Here is a 17,841-nt window from a genome sequence, read left to right on the forward strand (position 1 = left end):
TTTTTGTATAGAATCGGACCGGTCAGTCCGATGTGATTGATCCGTCCGATCCGTCCGATCCGTCCAGTTCACCGCTCATCACCAGCTCCACGGTTTCGCGAATGGTTTCCCAGTCGAAGCCACGGTTTTTGAGGAAAGTGATGAGCTTTTTCTTTTTCTGGTCGGGGGGGGCGGTAAGGGTGCGTAGCTTTTTTTCTGCGGCGGCGCGGCACAGCTCGGCCTGGTCGCAGTTGGTGATTGCTTCGTCGATGATTTTGTCGGGAAGTCCTTTCTGCCTGAGGCGGGCGAGGGTCTTGAGTTTGCCTTCCGGCCTGCGGCGGGCCATGCTCGTCATGCAGCTTTGCGCGAAGGCGCGGTCATCGGTCAGGCCAAGCTCGTCAAGTCTTTCAAGGGCTTTTGAAATCGCTTCGGAATCGAACCCTTTTTTCTTCAGCTTGGCTTCGAGTTCGGCTCTTCCGTGAGCTCTTCCGGCCAGCAGCCGGAAGGCATGGTCGAGCGCGGAACTCTTTTTTCCCTCATCCATTCAGGAGCGGTTTCACGCCCGACAGCATGGCCGGGTTCATCTTGTGGTCGCGCTCGAAGGTTTTGAGCTGCGCGGAAAGGTGCGTTTTGAAGGCGATGCTGGTGACCAGATTGATGAGCTTTCTCGGATTGTGAACCGTTCTGAGCAGAATCTCCCTCCATGTGTAAACGTTGACGTAGCTCTTGAGCACTTTGTACTGGAAGAGCAGTGGCTCGTAGCGGTCAGACTTGATGACCAGATGCAGGGCGTTGTATTTTTCCCAGTCCTCGATGGTGATCAGGCCGTTTTCCTTGTATTCGAGGTACATCTGCGTACCTGGGTAGGGGGTGATGATCTGGAAGATGGGCATGAAGATGTGATTCTTCTTGACGAACTGCACCAGCTCGTCGATGTCCTCGAAGGTGTCGATGGCCGGGTTGAACAGGAAGTTGCCCTGGATGTTCAGCCCCGCCTTGCGGCAGTCGTCGATGATCTTCGAGTACTTCTCCGCCGAGTTGACGTGCCCCTTGTTGTAGGCTTCGAGCGTGCTCTGCTTGATCGATTCGAGACCGGCGAGCACGAAGTTGCAACCGGCCTCCACCAGCTTTTTGACCGTGGTCGGGTCTTCGAGGAAGTTGATGCTGAGGAAGACGCTGAAGGTGATGTCGCACTCCTTGAGCAGGTCGAGCGACGCCCAGAGCTTGTTCTTGTTGATGCCGAGGTTTTCGTCGGTAAGCATGAACCAGGGCTTCGAGTTCTTGCCGTTCGCCTTGAAGAAGTACTTTTTCGCCTCCTCGATCTGGTGCTTCAGCGACTCCGGATCCTGCACCCGGTACTGTTTGCCGGTGAAGTTTGGCGTGACGCAGAAGGAGCAGTTGAACGGACAGCCGCGGGTGACGTAAATCGGAATCGACTTGGTGCCGTCAACCTTCGTGCGCTTGGAGGCTTTCGCGATTCTGGCGTAGTCGAGCGGCGTGATCGACTTGACCGGCGGAAAATCCTTGGAGTCGTAGCGCTCCTTGAGGCGGTTGTTGGCCACGTCGTCGAGCAGGGTCGTCCAGAGATTGTCGGCCTCGCCAACCACGATGCAGTTCGCGTGAGAGGCCGCCTCGTCGGGATTGAACGAAATGTGCAGGCCGCCGAGCACCACGGTTTTACCGCGCTTGCGGAACTCGTCGGCGATCTCGTAGGCTCGGGTCGCTTCGATGGTTCGGGAGGTGATGCCGATCATGTCATAGTCGCCATCGTAATTGACCTTGTCGTGGAAGTGCTCGTCCACGAGTTCGATCTGGTGCTGGGGTGGCGTCAGGCTCGTCAAAACGCCGAGCGCCATGTGGAAGAGAGGCTTCTGGTTGCTGTCGTCATCCAGTTTGCCCTGCGGAGATACGAGCAGGATTTTCAAGGGCCGGGTGGCTGCTGGGTCGGGAAATTGCATCAGGTGAAAAAACCGGATTGATACTAAAAAACCATGACTCTGTATTGCAGGATTGCCCGATCCTGAAAGGCGATGGAGGCGGGCGCGCAACCTGTCTGGTGAAACCTACGAAACCTGCCGAATTTAGCAAAATATTCGATAGTTAACAATTACGTCGATGCTGTAAAAAAGATCGTTGCAGAAGCGCAATTTCGGCTTTCAGAGGTTTTTCAGGGTATCCGGATTTTACTATATTCCCTCCTTCGTACAGCCGGGCCGGCTGTATTACAATCGTCCAATTCTCAGTTGCAAGTTTCAAGACTTCATGCCTCGCTATACACCTGAACAGCTCGCCAAACGCAACGCATCGGTCTGGACCGACATCCAGATCATTCTGGCTCCCATACAGTTTTTCATTTTTCTTGGCGGTATAACGCTCAATACCCTCTACGCATTCAATATCGCCAGCATCGATTTTTACTGGATCAGCATCGCCATTCTGTTCAAGACCCTCTTTTTCGCCATCCTGTTCATTACGGGCATGTTTTTCGAGAAGGAGATTTTCGACCAGTGGGTCTATTCCAAAGAGTTTTTCTGGGAGGATGTGGGCAGCACGGTGGCGGCCTTTTTCCATCTGCTCTATTTCGTGATGGCGTGGATGGGGTATCCGGAGCATGTGCTGGTCGTCGAGGCTTACATTGCCTACCTGACCTACGTGATGAACGCTTTGCAGTATCTGGTGAGGATCATTCTCGAAAAAAATAATGAACGAAAGCTGAAGGGGCAGGGGACGATCTGATCTCCGTCCTGTTCTGCCGCTTGTCAGCATAGCTTGCGCCGATTATGAATTACAGTTTCAAGACGCTCTGGAATGTGATGTTTCTGGCCATCGGGCCGGTCTGGTTTTTGCTGGTCTGGATGATCTGGTCTTCCGGACAGCTCACGACAGCGCACGATCGGATACTCTATTTCGCCCTGATCATTCCGGGCTTTATTCTGATTTATTTCTCAGGCTTTCTGATTCAGAAGCGTCATGCAAAAAAAATACAGGGTCTGCACTCCTGAGCAGCGCATCGCAACTTTAACCGTGATTACAGGAATAGTTCAATCCTTATGAAGAATCTCTGGAACGAGTCCGATCTGAACATGACGGCGGCGGGCCGCATCGATGCCGCCGATACTCCCTCCGAACTGGTGGAGCTGGTCTATGCGTCGAGGCTGCTCGGCAAGGATGACCGGCTGGTCATGCACGGCGGCGGCAATACTTCCGTCAAGAGCGTCCTGACCGATTTTATCGGCAATCACGCCAACGTGATCTACATCAAGGCCAGTGGCGTCAATCTCGCCTCGGTCGATGCCGGTGATTTTACGCCGGTGCGCATCGATCCGCTTCGCAAGCTGCAACAGATGTACGCCTCCGGCCAGCGCCACAGCGAGGAGGATATTCGGGATTTTTCGACCAGGGAGTTCAAGAATTTTCTCTTCCTGAACCTCTTCACCCTGACCGACCACATGGTCAGCCGCTCGCTCAGCCCTTCGATTGAAACCCTGCTCCACGCCTTTCTGCCTCATCGCTACATCATGCACACCCACTCGCTGGCGCTGCTCACGCTGAGCAACCAGACCGACGGGGCGCGCCTGTGCCGCGAGGCGCTGGGCGACGGCTACGGGCAGGCGCCCTACATCCAGCCGGGTCTCGGCCTGGCCAACCTCGCCCATGACGCTTACGAGGCAAATCCGTCGATCGAGGGACTCGTGATGCACAAGCATGGTCTCGTCACTTTCGGCGACTCCGCCAGAGAGGCCTATGACCGGATGATCGATGGCGTCAATCGCATCGAGGAGCGCATCGCTTCTGCTGAACGCAAGGCGTTCGCCGTGGCTGAGATGCCGTCGCAGATCGCCAGCGTCGAACAGGTCGCGCCCATCGTGCGCGGCGCGTGCTCGTTCGAGAAGACGCCCGGCGAAAAGGATTACCAGAGCTTTGTGCTCGAATTCAGAACCTCGCCCGCGCTGCTGGACTACCTCAAAATCGCCGACCTGGAGGCGTTCGCCAAAAAAGGGGCGATGACGCCGGACTTCATCATCCGCACCAAGAACCACCCGCTTGTCGCGCCCGCGCCGGATGCTGCCGATCTCGATGGATTCCGCGCCGCAATCCGTGAGCGCGTCGAGCGCTTCACCGAGGAGTACCGCGCCTACTTCGAGCGCCAGCAGGCGGCCACCGGCATGGAGGTTTCGATGATCGATCCGATGCCGCGCGTCGTGCTCGTGCCGGGTCTCGGCCTGTTCGGCCTCGGACGCTCCGTCGCCGACGCCAGGCTCACGGCGGACATCGCCGAGCACTCGGCGGTGGCGATGCTCGATGCCGAGTCTATCGGCTGTTTCGAGTCGATTTCGGAGAAGGATGCGTTCGAGATCGAGTACTGGGACATGGAGCAGGCCAAGGTGCGCAAGAGCCGCAACGGGGGCGAGTTCGCCGGAAAGGTGGCGCTGGTCACGGGTGGCGCGGGCGCGATCGGCCTGGCCACGGCGAAGGCGTTCAAGCAGAAAGGCGCGGAGATCGTGCTGATGGATCTCGATCCGGCGGCGCTCGAAAAGGCGGCGACGGAACTCGGCTCCGGCACACTCGCCATTCCCTGCGATGTCACCAATTCCGCGGCGGTCGGCGCGGCGTTCGACGCGGTCTGCCGCGCTTTCGGCGGCCTCGACATCGTCGTCTCCAACGTCGGCGTCGCATGGCAGGGCAGGATCGGCGACGTTTCCGACGAGCTGCTCCGCAGGAGCTTCGAGCTCAACTTCTTTTCGCACCAGACTATTTCGCAGCAGGCCGTCCGCATCATGCGCCGCCAGGGCACGGGCGGGGTGCTGCTCTACAACGTTTCGAAACAGGCGGTCAATCCCGGCCCGGACTTTGGCCCCTACGGCCTGCCGAAAGCCGCGACCCTCTTTTTGCTCCGCCAGTACGCGCTCGACCACGGGCGCGACGGCATCCGCGCCAATGGTGTCAATGCCGACCGCATCCGCAGCGGCCTGCTCACGCCGGAGATGATCAAGGCCCGTTCGGCGGCGCGCGGACTCTCCGAAAGAGATTACATGGCGGGCAATCTGCTCGGCCTCGAAGTGTCGGCGGAGGATGTGGCCGATGCGTTCGTCCATCTGGCGCTCGAAACCAAGACGACCGGCTCGATCACCACGGTTGACGGTGGCAACATCGCCGCCGCGCTGAGGTAATCCATAGCGTAGTTTTCATTTAAAACCATAACCCAATCTGGAGGTCTCACGATGGCGGAGTACGATAAGGACAAACAGGCGAAAGAGTATTACACCGATGTACCGGTCAACAATTACGGCTTCTTTCTCAAAGGCGCTCACTCGCTCGACTGGGGCATGAAGAACCGCCTGTCGAGGATTTTCCGTCCCGACACCGGCAAGACCGTGATGTTCGCCATCGACCACGGTTACTTCCAGGGGCCGACCACCGGCCTGGAGCGCCCCGACGTGAATATCGTGCCGCTCATGAAGCACGCCGACGCCATCATGCTGACCCGCGGCATTCTGCGCACCACCGTGCCGCCGAGCCTCACCAAGGCTGTCGTCATGCGGTGCAGCGGCGGGCCGAGCATCCTCAAGGAGCTTTCGGACGAGGAGCTGGCCGTTGACATCGAGGACGCCATCCGCATGAACGTGGCCTGCATCACGCTTCAGGTCTTCATCGGCGGCGAGTACGAGACCCGCTCGATCCACAACATGACCAGGCTGGTTGACATGGGCCTGCGCTACGGCATTCCGACGATGGCCGTGACCGCGGTCGGCAAGGATATGGTGCGCGACGCGAAGTACTTCCGCCTCGCCACCCGCATTTGCGCGGAACTCGGCGCGCAGATCGTCAAAACCTACTATGTGCCGGAAGATTTCGAGACCGTCGTTGCCTCCTGCCCGGTACCGATTGTGATGGCTGGCGGCAAGAAGCTCCCCGAAATCGAAGCGCTGACCATGTCGTACAACGCGATCCAGGAGGGCGCTGCTGGCGTCGATATGGGCCGCAACATCTTCCAGAGCGACAATCCCGAAGAGATGATGCTGGCGGTCAACAAGATCGTCCACGAGGGTTATACTCCGAACGAAGCCTTCGAATACTTCAATTCGCTCAAGGCGGAGAAGTGATTTGCCTGGCGGAGCTTTTTTCCGCCGTAATTGTTAACCGGGAGGTGGCCGAATCTGCCTCCCGCTTTTTATAACTGCGCAGCGGCTGATCGGATCAAATTATGAATGCTGAAGACGTCAAAGGTTTTTTTGCTTCCAGGGAATCGCTCGACATGGAGCAATACCTTGTGCTCGATTACTACCTCGAATGCGTGGGTGATATCGAGACGGCTCTCGCCCACTTTTGCAGTGAACAGTCAACCGCTCAGTGGAAGCGGGTCGGCGTCGATGAAGATTTTCGTCCGGTGCACGCCGCCAAGGTGATCGATTACGAGGTGATCGAGGAGCTGGAGCAGCTCAGCTATCCGGTCAAGCACTCCGAGACGGGCAAGATTCATGCCTGCCGCGTGACCATCGCCCATCCGCACTGCAATTTCGGCCCGAAGATTCCCAATCTTCTCACCGCCGTCTGCGGCGAGGGCACCTACTTCACGCCCGGCGTTCCGGTGGTCAAGCTGATGGACATTCAGTTTCCCGACACCTATCTCGCCGATTTCGAAGGGCCGAAGTTCGGCATCGAGGGGCTGCGCGACATTCTCAACGCCCACGGACGCCCGATCTTTTTCGGCGTCGTCAAACCCAATATCGGCCTCAGTCCCCAGGAGTTTTCGGAGATCGCCTACCAGAGCTGGCTGGGCGGACTCGATATCGCCAAGGATGACGAGATGCTGGCCGACGTGACCTGGTCGAGTATCGAAGAGCGGGCGGCTCATCTCGGCAAGGCGAGGCGCAAGGCGGAGGCCGAGACCGGCGAACCCAAGATTTACCTGGCCAACATCACCGACGAGGTGGACAGCCTGATGGAGAAGCACGACGTCGCCGTGCGCAACGGCGCGAACGCTTTGCTCATCAATGCGCTGCCGGTGGGGCTGAGCGCGGTACGGATGCTCAGCAACTACACGCAGGTGCCGCTCATCGGCCACTTCCCGTTCATCGCCTCGTTCAGCCGGATGGAAAAATACGGCATCCACTCCAAAGTGATGACGAAATTACAGCGCCTTGCCGGACTCGACGTGGTCATCATGCCCGGTTTCGGCGACCGCATGATGACTCCCGAGGAGGAGGTGATCGAAAATGTGATCGAGTGCACCAAACCGATGGGGCGCATCAAGCCCTGTCTTCCCGTGCCCGGCGGCAGTGATTCGGCGCTGACGCTCGAAACGGTCTGGCGCAAGGTCGGCAATGTCGATTTCGGCTTCGTGCCGGGGCGCGGCGTGTTCGGTCATCCGATGGGGCCGAAGGCTGGCGCGAAAAGCATCAGGCAGGCGTGGGAGGCCATCGAGCAGGGCATTTCAATCGAAACTTACGCCGAGACCCATCCCGAGCTTCAGGCAATGATCGACCTGACCGCGCTGAAAAAGCAGGACTGACGCGCGGCGCTGCCGGAAGCTGAAACGTGCCGTCATGAAACAGCTCGAAAACAGGGTCGCCGTCATCACCGGTTCGACCAAAGGCATCGGCAGGGCTATCGCCCGCGAGTTCGTCCGCGAGGGCGCGAAGGTGGTCATCACCTCCAGCCGCCGCGAAAATGTCGAAGCCGCCCTCCGCGACTATTCCGAAGAGTCGGTTTATGGCCATGTCTGCGACGTCTCGTCGTACGCCAGCGTCGAGGCTCTGGTCGAAGCAGCCGTCAGGCGGTTCGGCGCAATCGACTGCTTCATCAACAATGCCGGAATCTCCGACCCCTTCACCAGCGTCTGCGACAGCGACCCGGAAGCTTGGGCGCGGGTGATCGACACCAATCTCAAGGGAACCTACAACGGCAGCCGGGCCGCCGCCCGCTACTTTTTGTCGTCCGGCAGGCGCGGCAAAATCATCAACATGGCCGGGTCGGGCACCGACAAAGGCTCGAACACCCCGTTCATTTCGGCCTACGGATCGACCAAGGCGGCCATCGCCCGCTTCACCTACGCCATGGCCGAAGAGTATCGCAAAACCGCTCTTTCGGTTATGCTGCTCCATCCCGGTTTGGTGCGCACGGAGATCAACAGCCCGGAGCGTCCGACCCCGGAACTGCAAAAGCAGCTCAAGACCTTCAATATCATTCTCGACATTTTCGCGCAAAGCCCCGACCGGGCGGCGCGCTATGCGGTAAAAATGGCTTCACGGTGGAGCGATGGCAAGACGGGACTCTATCTCTCCGCGCTCGACGGAAAACGCAAGAAGATGATGCTTCTGAGCTATCCGTTTCGTAAACTGACGAACAGAATCGACCGGCAAACCCATTAACCACGAACGCCATGCGCAAGACGACCGGAACCCTTTTCGCGCTGCTCACACTTGTGACGCTCATTTTGCAGGGATGCTACAGCTTTTCTGGCGGAACGCTTCCTCCGCATCTGCGCACGGTCGCCGTGCCGCTGTTCGATGACTCTACGCAGGCCGGTATCTCGGAGTTCAGGGAGGGCATCACCCGAAGCCTCATCAACAAGATCGAATCGCAAAGCACACTTTCGATTGAAGCCGATCCTTCGCGCGCCGACTCGGTGCTGAATGGCTCGATCGTCTCCTACAGCGACGAGCCGAGCCAGCTCGGCAGCGCCACGGAGCGGGCCGTGACCAACAGGGTCACGATTGTTCTGGAAGCTGATTTCGACGACCAGGTCAAAAACAACAAGCTCTTCTCGCAAACCTTCGTCGGCTTCGCTGATTACCAGGCCGGAAATTACACCGCGCAGCAAGACGCTATAAAGAGCGCCTACAGCATGGCCGTTGACGACCTCTTCAACCAGATGATCTCGAACTGGTGAGAAGAGAACTATGAATTGATAATGTGGGGGATGGTTCTTCGGCTCTTCATCCTATAGGACTTATAAGACCTATACGACCTATAAGTCCTATAGGATAAAAAGCCTTACTTTTTCTTCTCTTCCACGCGGCTTTTGAGCCAGGTGATCCCCAGGTCTCTGAATGTATGCAGCAGCTCCACGCCGATGGCTCCCGCAGCGACACCGGCTGGCGATGGCTGCTTTACCTGAGTTGTGTGCGGCGCTGCGTGAACCTGCGGCTGACTGGCGGGAGCGCAGTCGCCGGTTTTCCTGAAGAAGAGTGATCTGATGATACGGCCTGCCACAATGCCGGTGACGAAAGAGACGCCTGCTGCCTCCACGGGATGTCTTTTGAGCATCTCCACTGGTGAGAGTTCCTCCTGCAAATCCTCTTTCAACTGTCGGGTTCGTTCCCTGATCTGATCCCCGCGTTCACTGATGGTCTCTTCCAGCTCATCGATTCTGGACTGGATGTTTTTGATCGGGTCATTGGCGGTCGTCATGGGCGGAGAGAAGGATTTTGTGGATGAAGTTCTTCAGCGCATTCGGCCTGACTTTGGTGAAGAACGCAAAAGTCAGGATAAATACCATGCTTACAAGGAGATAGCCGAGCCAGACGTGGCCGAACAGTTCGCCAAAGAAGAGGGCAATGGTGGTAATCAGGTAAGCCACGCCGATCAGGAGAACGACGAGCAACAGCACCAGCGCGCTGACCAGCGCTACCTTTTCGGTCAGCTCGATCTTGAACAGTTCGAACTTGGCGTCGATGATCGCCTTGAAATCATCGATGGTCGAATTGACCGTACTGTCTATCAGCTCAGGGATGCCTTTTCGCTGGCGATCCTGGTCTGCTTTGCGGCTGGCTCTGGCTGGCTCGTGTTTCATCCGGCTCATAGCGATAATGGGTTCCCTGTTATTTCCTTTTCAGCAAAAAGCCAAGAAACACGCCCGCGCCGAGGGCGTAGAAGAACGAGTTCACCGGATTTTCCGTGATGTACTCACGAGCTTGGTCGCGAGCGTCGAGTATCTTTTCCCAGGTTTCACTCTCTTTGAATTCGTCGAAAACTTCCGAAACTTTCTGGCTGATCTCCCTGAGCGGTTCAGGAATGTTATCGTGCGTCTCCGGGCTTGTTTTGGTCTCTTCCTGAGCCATGTCGTTGACCGGTATCTGGTGTTCCATGGTGGTCGATGGGATAGGTTCGCGGGCCGATTACTGCTTGAATATAGAAAAAATAACGGAGGCAACGGCTCGCTTGTTCCCGGTTGGCGGGTTAATCGTTTTGAGCAATAGGACGTACGGGTCAAATGGGAGGAACGGGAAACGGCGATTGAAATTCCGTTTTCAATTCATTATTCAGAACAGCAGCCGTCCGCCGTCCACGTTGATGACCTGGCCGGTGATGTATTCGGTCTCCATCAGGAAGCGGATCGCCATGACGATATCCATCGGGTCGCCGAGCCGCTCCAGCGGAATTTTGCCGACCAGGTCGTCCGGCTCGTCGCCGCGCCCCGAATAGGCCGAGATGGTGCCCGGCGCGATGGAGTTGACGAGAATTTTCGGCGCGGCCTCCCTGGCGAAAATCCGGGTGAGGTGTTGGATGCCCGACTTCGAGACCGTGTAGGGCGCGTAGTTGCGCCACACCAGCCCGGCGGAGATGTCGGTCATGGTGATGATGCGTGAGGTGAACGGCTGCTTGAGCATGATTCGCGCGGCGGACTGCATCGTGAAAAACGCGCCCTTCAGGTTGGTATCGACGAGGTTGTCCCACTCCGCTTCGGTCACTTCGAGCAGGTCGGTGCGGTAGAAGTTCGAGGCGCTGGTGATGACGAGGTCGAGCCGGTCGAAGTGCTCGCTGAAGACCGCGAAGGCCCGCTCGATCTCGGCGACGCTTGAAACGTCGCACCGCGCCATCTGCGATTCGGGGCTGACCCAGCGGATTTTTTCGAGCGTCTCCTGCGCCCGCTCCTCCGAGTGCTGCCAGGTAAAAAAGATCGAGTAACCCTGTCCGGCGACAGCCAGCGCGATTTCGCTTCCGAGCTTGCCCGAAGCTCCGGTCATGAAGCACACCTTTTTTCCTGAATTCGGCATGGTGGCAATAGCTGGTTGAAATGGTGCTTTTGTCAAGGTAAAAAAATAAGTCCTATAGGTCTTATAAGTCCTATTCCGGGCGGTTCACTTGACGGTCAGCGGCTCGGATAAGCAGTACCCTTTACCTCTCACGGTTCTGATCGGGAGTTTCACGCCATGTTCCGCGGCTTTCTGGCGCAGCCGGTGAACCAGCACGTCGAGAGCCTTGTTGCCTGTGGCGACGTCATTGTAACCGAGAGCGGCGGCAAGCTCCTGACGGGAAGCGTTGCCGCGCTTCGAGGCAAGGTGTTCCAGAAAGTCAATCTCTTTCGATGAGAGGCCGAGCTTTTCGCCTGTGGGCGTGATGATGGTTGACGCGGCTCTCAAAAGCTGCCAGCCGGAGGAGAGCGGTTCGAGCGGATTTATGCCGCGCGCCTGTTCGTCGTCTCCTTTTTGGGAGAACCTGCCCAGGTTGCTTTCGATCGATGCGATCAGCTCGTCGGTGTTGACCGGCTTGAGCAGGTAGGTGTCGGCTCCGGCTTTGTATGCCGAAACGCGGCTTTCAATTGAAGAGCGGGCGGTGAGAATGATGATCCGCATATCGGTGTTCTGCCGGATAAACTCGGCCAGCACCACGCCGTTCTGGTCGGGAAGTCCGAGGTCGAGAATCACCAGCGCATAGGGTTTCTGGGCGACTTTGTGGTAGAAATCCAGAGCGCTTTTCGCGCCGGTCGCCTCGTAACCGTACAGCGTGAGTGTTTCGACAACGCTGTCACGGAAATCGCTGTCATCTTCAACGACGATAATTCTGCCCCGGTCAGTTTCATTGCTGACGGGCGCGGCCTGTTCAACGGTGAGCGAATCTGTAGTCATGGGGTATAGATCTGATTAATCCGGCTGGTTATCGATAATGACCGGCAAGATAATGGCGGCCTCGACCCGCTTTCCGGTTTTGCCGAGCGTAATCGAGCCGTCGTGCTGCGTGACGATATTCTTCACCAGCCAGAGGCCGAGGCCCGCGCCGGCGGTATTGCTCGTATGGCTGCCACGGTGGTATTTTTCAAAAAACATCTCCAGCTCCTCTGTACTGAGGTCATACAAAAGCTTGTTTCCGACCACGATTTTAACGCTGTTTTCATTTTTGCTGAAGCATTTGATCGTGATGGTTGACTCTTCGGGAGAGTACTTGCGGGCGTTGTCGAGGAGGTTGAAAATCGCAAATTTGATGCCCGATTCCTCACCATAAATATTGATGTTTTCCGGGCAGTTTTCAAACACCAACGTTCGTTCCTTCCATATTCCCGAAAAGGTATCGACCTGCGATTTGATGATCGTCGCCAGTGGCAGCTTGTGCCGGTTCGTCAGCGATTTGTGGCGGTCGGCCATGCGGCTCTCCTGAATCGAGACTTCGAGAACCTCTACCAGGCGGGCGATGCTCCGCTCGATCTTGGCGAATTCCTGGTTGTTGGAATACTTTCCCATTTTGTGCTTGATCTTGATGAGGTCGAGGTTCGTCCTCATGATGGCCAGCGGAGTGCGGTATTCGTGGGAAATCATGCTCAAAAAGCGGTGCAGCCGCTCCACCTCTTTTTGCAACTGGATGTTCCGGTCGGCGATGGACTGTTCGAGGCGGCTGATATTCTGCTGCTGCATTTTCTCCAGCGTGATGTCAACCATCATCACCAGCAGCACTGCCGCGCCTTCGAGTTCGATGAACTCCGTTGAATAGAGCACATCGACGAGGTCGCCGTTTTTTTCGTTTAAAAGAAGCGGTTTGTTGCAAACCCGCTCGCGCCTGGCAACGGTTGCAAGCAGTTCATGGTAATCCGACTCGTGGTGATGCAAGCCAAGTTCCAGCCCGGTTTTGCCCGTCACCTCTTCAAGAGAGTAGCCAAGCAGTTCGAGCCAGGAGTCGTTGACATCGATGATGCTGCCGGTTTCGATCTCCTTGATGCTGATGGCGATCGGCGCGTTATCGAAGATGCTCCTGAACTTTCGCTCGTTCTCTCGGAGTTCGTCGTCGAGTCGCTTTCTTTCGGTAATATCCATGACTGTTCCGACATACCGGTCAAGCTCGCCCGCCTCGTTGAGCTGCGGTTTGCCGCGGCAGGCCAGCCAGTGCAGGGAGCCGTCTTCGGGGTGGCAGACCCGGAACTCGATATCGATGTTGATTTCTCTGTTTGCCGCCTCCATGACAATGCCGAAGGTCTCTTCCCGGTCATCGGGATGGACGGTGCTTTCGCAAAGCTTGTGGTTGTGCGGCTTGCTGTCGGGGGTGAGGCCGTAGAGGCGCCAGATACGATCCGACCAATAGACCTCGTCGTTTTTGAGGTTCCATTCCCATACCCCGGCTTTGGTGGCTTCAAGCGCGAGGGCCATGCGCGCCTCGTTTTTGACCAGCTTCTCTTCGAGCGTTTTCTGGCGGGTGATGTCGATGATCGTGCCGAGGTATCTTTCGATGGCTCCACTCCTGCCTTTCCGGGGTTTGCCTCTCGAAAGCAGCCAGTGAATCGAGCCGTCGGGGTAACGAACGCGATACTCGATGGAGATATTGCCGCCTTCGGTCGCCGCCTTGCGAACCGCCTGGCAGGTCGCCTCACGGTCTTCGTGAACAATCGTCTCCGCCCAGAGCGCGAATGACGGGGTCTGGCCATGCGGTTCGAGTCCGTAGAGACGCCAGACTTCGTCCGACCAGACATTGTCGCCTTTTATCAGATCCCATTCCCAGATTCCCGCCCCGGCGGCTTCGAGAGCCTGATCGAGCCGCGCCTTGTTTTCAAGCAGGGTGGTTTCGACAGCCTTGCGCTCGGTGATGTCGGTAATCAGACCGATGTATTTGACGATCTTGCCGTTCGCGTCGTACTTCGGCGATCCCTGCGAAAGCAGCCAGTGCACGGAGCCGTCTGCCGGATGAACCACCCGGTACTCGACCGACGCGGCGCGGCCCTGGTGAAGGGTGTCGGTGATCACGGTTCTCACGAAGTCGCGATCCTCTTCGTGCACGGTGATGACGCACAGCTCGTGGTTGAGCTGCCGACTGCCGGGGGTGAGGCCGTAGAGCGCCCAAACCTCTTCGGACCACATCAGCCGGTCGGTTTCGGCATTCCACTCCCATATTCCGGAACGGGCCGCATCGAGGGCGAACGAGATTCTCTCTTTGTGCTCAAGAAGCTCTTGCTCTGTCGATGCACTGTCGATACCCGTATCGGTGTCGGCAAGTTTGGTAAGATCGTCATCGGGCGATGATTCAGTTGCCTGAGCCAGAGGCAGGGTGACGAGCAGTTTTCTTTCGGCCTCTCCGGTTTGGGGAAGCGGATGAACGATGCCTGCCGCTTTGCCGGTCGCGCAGGCTTTGGGCAACAGTTCGGCGAGGTTATCAGCTTGCGGCCAAGACAGGGGAGAGGAGGAGATGAGAGAGGCAAGCGGTTTGCCGGTACATCGGGCAGGCTTTTTGCCGAGCCGCGAATAAAAAGCTTTGTTCGCGCCAAGGAGCTTTCCTTCGCAATCGACGACGGCGACGGCATCCGGAATCAGTTCGATCAGGAGGTCGATGGTTTGTTCATCGGAAACGAGTGTCGGCATGGGTCGCGCCGGTAGCTTGTCGGTTATAAAGCGAAACTCCTTTGTAATAAATGAAAGTTTTCAGACAACGCAAAAAAGATCATTTCCGAAAAGCCTCGCGAGCGTACCGGTCGGGTCGAGGTTTTCAGCGTGAGCGCTTCTGTCGAGTCGTCCTCGCAATCGATTTCGATAACAACCGTCGCGATCACATGTACTTCATGCCTATCAGCGCGGCAGCGACGAACTGGTTGATGAGAAACAGGACGTTGTTAATGACCTGAAAGCGCAGAAAGGCGTTGTGCTCGTGCACTTCGCTTTTGCCGATGGCGTTGCCGAAGCCGTCATCGACCGCGCCCTGCATGAACGATGCGCCGGTTTTCGGGTCGCGGTAAATCGGAATCTGCACCAGAATGTTGATCAGCAAAGAGGCAAGAATCATGGACATCAGCACCTGGAAACCCCATTGCCACGCCAGGAAAGCGAATCCGGCAAAGACCAGGTCGATGATGATGAAGGCCGTCAGAAAGGTGTATCGCGAGCCGACGAGCACGGTCAGCGACTTCATGCCGCTTTCGGCATCGCCTTTCTCTGACTTGAAGTCGTTCATGATAATCAGCGAAATGGCCATGAAGAAGTTCAGTACGGCCAGCCAGAGCACTTCGGGCCTGATGTCGCTGAAGAGCGCGTTTGCCGAAAGGTAGGTGATGAAGCCGTAGGAGATGCCGACGGCGGGAGCGGAAAGAAAGATGTTCTTCTTCAGCTTGAAGGGTGGCGCGGAGTAGAGATAGCCGAGCACCAGGCCGGTCATCATGCAGATGCTGAAGACAAGGCCGCGCTGGCCGCCGATGTGGATCGACAGGGCGATGCTGATCGACAGGGCGGCCACCAGCACGATGGCCCAGTTCCAGACCGCCTCCTTTTCGGAAATCCGCCCGGAAGGGATCGGCCTGGTCGGTTCGTTCAGGCGGTCGAGTTCGAGATCGAAATAGTCGTTCACCGACTGGCTGAAGCCCGTGCCGAGCGGGCCGTAGAGCACGAAGAGCAGAAAGAGCAGCAGGTAGTCGTGCAGGGTCGGCTGCATCGCACCGGAACCCATCACGCCGCCGGCCAGGCAGGGGAAGACGCTGATCCAGGTGACCGGGTCGAGCAGTTCGATGTGGGCCTTGATTTTCTCTTTCAGGCCTGGTGATGAGCTGGCGGTCAGTGTGGCGATGTTCATGAAAGGTCTCGATTGGTGCTGGATTGTTTGAGTGCCGTCAAAGGTACATGGCCGGGTTCAGGCCGCGGGTGAACCGGTTCATCTGGAGGTTGGCCAGCCACACCCAGTTCAGCGGCTTGCCCTTCATGCGCTGCATGATGGCCCGTGCGCTGTACACCTCCCGCTGAATTTTGACGAAGTGTTCAAGGAAGCTGTCGGCGCCGATGCCCGTCGGCTCGAACATGTAGTGATAGGTGTCGTATTTGTCCCAGTCGAAATGGCGCAGTCGCGGCTTCATTTCATCGAAATAGGGGGTGCCGGGAAAGGGGGTGACGAGCGAAAAGACCGGAAAGTCGATCCGGTTCTCCATGATGAAATCGTAGGTCAACTGGAAGCTTTCACGGCTGTCGTTGTCGAATCCGAACATGAAATAGCCCTGGATGGCGATCTTCTGATCGTGCAGGTTTTTGACCACCGTGGCGTAGTTGTCGAGCCGGTTCGATCCCTTGTGCAGGGTTTTGAGCGTTTCGGGATTGAGGGACTCGAAGCCGATGCTCATCAGCTCGCAGCCCGACCACGCCGCAAGCTTGGCGATTTCGGGGTCATGGAGAAAGTTCATCGAGATGTTGGCGTTCCAGCGAATGTTCAGCCACCCCATCTGGCCGAGCAGCTCCTTGAAATAGTTCGGGCGGAAACTGATGTTGTCGTCCATGAACGAGAAGTTGACCTTCTCCTTTCCGAGTCGCTCCTGATGGTAGCGCATTTCGTCGAGTACGAGATCGATGTCGCGGTATCGATAGTTCTTGCCGTAGATCGTGGGCGTCGTGCAGAAATTGCAGCCGACCGGGCACCCTTTGGTGGCGAGCACGGGAATGCGCGAGCTGTATTTGCGGCTGTTGCGGCTGCGGAGCGCAAAGGAAAAGTCGGGCCGCAGCATCGAGTTCATCGGCTTCAGCGCTTCGGCGCGATAGAGCGGCTTCATCGTGCCGTCAATGACGTCTTGCGACAATTCCGGCCAGACCGACTCGATTTCGCCATAGACGACGCTGGTGGCGTGGGCCTGGGCTTCATCGAGGGACATGGTCGGGTGCACGCCGCCGAGCAGGACGATTTTACCCTGTTTTTTTGCGGCCTCGGCAATCCGGTAGGCTTTCCTGGCGTTCAGGGTGCGAGAGGTGATGGCAACGACATCGTACCCTGAAAAATCTTCAGGAACAGCGTCGCCCAGCCGTTCATCGATGAAATCGACCTCGAACAGCTCGCTGGCCAAGGTCGCCACCATCATGAGGTTCAGCGGCATGCTGACGCTCCCCGAATCGACCATCATGCTGGTGTTGCTGACCGGCTGAACCAGCAACCATTTTTTTCGTGATTTTCCGTTGACGCCTGCCAATCGCGGCTGGGCAACTGTTGATTCAAAGGTGGGATTTTCGTTTGCCATTACAGGTCAGATCGAAATACTGAAGAGGAATACTGCAACAAAGCGCTGGGCTTGAGAGTCAGGAGTCGAATTTTCTGCCAGTCTCCTTGCTTGGCCTGGCATAGCCGGAAACGGCAGGCGAGCCGCCACGGAAAATGCCTCCCGCCGGAGCGTTCCCGTAGAGATAGGGATAGGCGTTGGCTCCGAGTCGCTTGGTGCATTTGCCGACATTTTCGAGATAATCGCCGACAACCCACCAGTGGCCGTCGATGAAAACTTCCGGAAGCCTGCCGTAAGCTTCGGCGCCACGCACAAATGCGCCATTAATATCTGCCATTAATATCTTTCATGTTGAAGTGGTTGCGTTGAAAGATTTGGTTGGTATTGTGTAACTCTTTGAATGTAAAAAAACGGCTAACATTCTTGCAAGTATTGTTGCTTAATTCGCCTCTCCGGTAGCGAAGCCGCATCGGCTGTTGGGCGAAGGATTCCTGTTTTGTTCAGAGGCTGTGCTTGGGCAGGTCGCGGATGGTTCTGTATTTTTTGTATAACTAATTATTTTTAAATGTTTTATAGTGCTGTTCTGTGCTCGCTTCTTCGAGAACGCCTCAAGAGATGTCGCCAGTTGGGTGGTCGCGAGGATGGTAAGGTAATCGCGGGTCTTCATGGTTATTGGCGTGAGTTTCATTTTTTTTCTTTTTTAA

The 17,841-nt window shown here is 56.9% G+C and carries 18 protein-coding genes; 7 read left to right on the forward strand and 11 right to left on the reverse strand.

All coding sequences use genetic code 11. The features are described from left to right. Positions 1-22 precede the first annotated feature (22 nt). Complete coding sequence (recX, locus tag EST62_RS09670; RefSeq protein WP_129051883.1) at positions 23-523, reverse strand: recombination regulator RecX; 501 nt, start codon at positions 521-523, stop codon at positions 23-25. Continuing rightward, positions 516-1,937, reverse strand: a complete 1,422-nt coding sequence (locus EST62_RS09675; RefSeq protein ID WP_167599286.1) for a radical SAM protein — start codon at positions 1,935-1,937, stop codon at positions 516-518. The genes recX and EST62_RS09675 overlap by 8 nt, the downstream gene beginning before the upstream one ends. 304 nt (positions 1,938-2,241) lie before the next feature. Between EST62_RS09675 and bchF the strand changes: the two genes are divergently transcribed. The 7 genes from bchF to EST62_RS09710 all read left to right on the forward strand — a co-directional run bounded on the left by bchF (position 2,242) and on the right by EST62_RS09710 (position 8,872). After that, on the forward strand, positions 2,242-2,715 hold the full coding sequence (gene bchF / locus EST62_RS09680) for a 2-vinyl bacteriochlorophyllide hydratase (protein WP_129051884.1): 474 nt from the start codon (positions 2,242-2,244) through the stop codon (positions 2,713-2,715). A gap of 44 nt (positions 2,716-2,759) precedes the next feature. Next, on the forward strand, positions 2,760-2,981 hold the full coding sequence (locus EST62_RS09685; protein WP_129051885.1) for a hypothetical protein: 222 nt from the start codon (positions 2,760-2,762) through the stop codon (positions 2,979-2,981). A gap of 48 nt (positions 2,982-3,029) precedes the next feature. Further along, a complete protein-coding gene (locus EST62_RS09690; RefSeq protein WP_129051886.1) occupies positions 3,030-5,150 on the forward strand; it encodes a bifunctional aldolase/short-chain dehydrogenase in 2,121 nt (706 codons plus the stop codon). Positions 5,151-5,201: 51 nt separating this feature from the next. Continuing rightward, positions 5,202-6,083 carry a 3-hydroxy-5-phosphonooxypentane-2,4-dione thiolase gene (gene lsrF, locus EST62_RS09695; RefSeq protein ID WP_129051887.1) on the forward strand — a complete coding sequence of 294 codons (882 nt, stop codon included), beginning with the start codon at positions 5,202-5,204 and terminating at the stop codon, positions 6,081-6,083. 101 nt (positions 6,084-6,184) lie between these two features. Further along, positions 6,185-7,492 carry a RuBisCO large subunit C-terminal-like domain-containing protein gene (locus EST62_RS09700; RefSeq protein ID WP_129051888.1) on the forward strand — a complete coding sequence of 436 codons (1,308 nt, stop codon included), beginning with the start codon at positions 6,185-6,187 and terminating at the stop codon, positions 7,490-7,492. 34 nt (positions 7,493-7,526) lie between these two features. Beyond that, entirely contained in the window at positions 7,527-8,351 is an 825-nt protein-coding gene (locus EST62_RS09705; RefSeq protein ID WP_129051889.1) for an SDR family NAD(P)-dependent oxidoreductase, read from the forward strand. An 11-nt stretch (positions 8,352-8,362) separates the two neighbouring features. Further along, positions 8,363-8,872 (forward strand): LptE family protein, encoded by a 510-nt coding sequence (locus tag EST62_RS09710; protein ID WP_129051890.1) that lies wholly within the window; start codon positions 8,363-8,365, stop codon positions 8,870-8,872. A gap of 104 nt (positions 8,873-8,976) precedes the next feature. Here the strand turns inward: EST62_RS09710 and EST62_RS09715 are convergent, their stop codons facing one another. The 9 genes from EST62_RS09715 to EST62_RS09755 all read right to left on the reverse strand — a co-directional run bounded on the left by EST62_RS09715 (position 8,977) and on the right by EST62_RS09755 (position 17,474). Beyond that, a complete protein-coding gene (locus EST62_RS09715; protein WP_129051891.1) occupies positions 8,977-9,393 on the reverse strand; it encodes a hypothetical protein in 417 nt (138 codons plus the stop codon). Further along, positions 9,377-9,775 (reverse strand): phage holin family protein, encoded by a 399-nt coding sequence (locus tag EST62_RS09720; protein WP_371414690.1) that lies wholly within the window; start codon positions 9,773-9,775, stop codon positions 9,377-9,379. The genes EST62_RS09715 and EST62_RS09720 overlap by 17 nt, the downstream gene beginning before the upstream one ends. Before the next feature lie 28 nt (positions 9,776-9,803). After that, a complete protein-coding gene (locus EST62_RS09725; RefSeq protein ID WP_129051893.1) occupies positions 9,804-10,070 on the reverse strand; it encodes a YqjD family protein in 267 nt (88 codons plus the stop codon). A gap of 174 nt (positions 10,071-10,244) precedes the next feature. Beyond that, positions 10,245-10,979: an SDR family NAD(P)-dependent oxidoreductase gene (locus EST62_RS09730; RefSeq protein ID WP_129051894.1), complete on the reverse strand. Its 735-nt coding sequence runs from the start codon at positions 10,977-10,979 to the stop codon at positions 10,245-10,247. Between the two features lie 84 nt (positions 10,980-11,063). After that, positions 11,064-11,831, reverse strand: coding sequence for a response regulator transcription factor (locus EST62_RS09735; RefSeq protein WP_129051895.1), 768 nt, complete (start codon positions 11,829-11,831; stop codon positions 11,064-11,066). A gap of 15 nt (positions 11,832-11,846) precedes the next feature. After that, positions 11,847-14,540 (reverse strand): sensor histidine kinase, encoded by a 2,694-nt coding sequence (locus tag EST62_RS09740; RefSeq protein WP_129051896.1) that lies wholly within the window; start codon positions 14,538-14,540, stop codon positions 11,847-11,849. A 184-nt stretch (positions 14,541-14,724) separates the two neighbouring features. Next, complete coding sequence (locus tag EST62_RS09745) at positions 14,725-15,738, reverse strand: UbiA family prenyltransferase (RefSeq protein ID WP_129051897.1); 1,014 nt, start codon at positions 15,736-15,738, stop codon at positions 14,725-14,727. A 37-nt stretch (positions 15,739-15,775) separates the two neighbouring features. Continuing rightward, positions 15,776-17,158: a B12-binding domain-containing radical SAM protein gene (locus EST62_RS09750; RefSeq protein ID WP_129051898.1), complete on the reverse strand. Its 1,383-nt coding sequence runs from the start codon at positions 17,156-17,158 to the stop codon at positions 15,776-15,778. Positions 17,159-17,216: 58 nt separating this feature from the next. Further along, positions 17,217-17,474, reverse strand: a complete 258-nt coding sequence (locus EST62_RS09755) for a bacteriochlorophyll c-binding family protein (protein ID WP_129051899.1) — start codon at positions 17,472-17,474, stop codon at positions 17,217-17,219. Positions 17,475-17,841: the final 367 nt, after the last annotated feature.

The organism is Chlorobaculum sp. 24CR (assembly GCF_004118635.1).
In the GTDB taxonomy this organism is placed as follows: Bacteria; Bacteroidota; Chlorobiia; order Chlorobiales; family Chlorobiaceae; genus Chlorobaculum.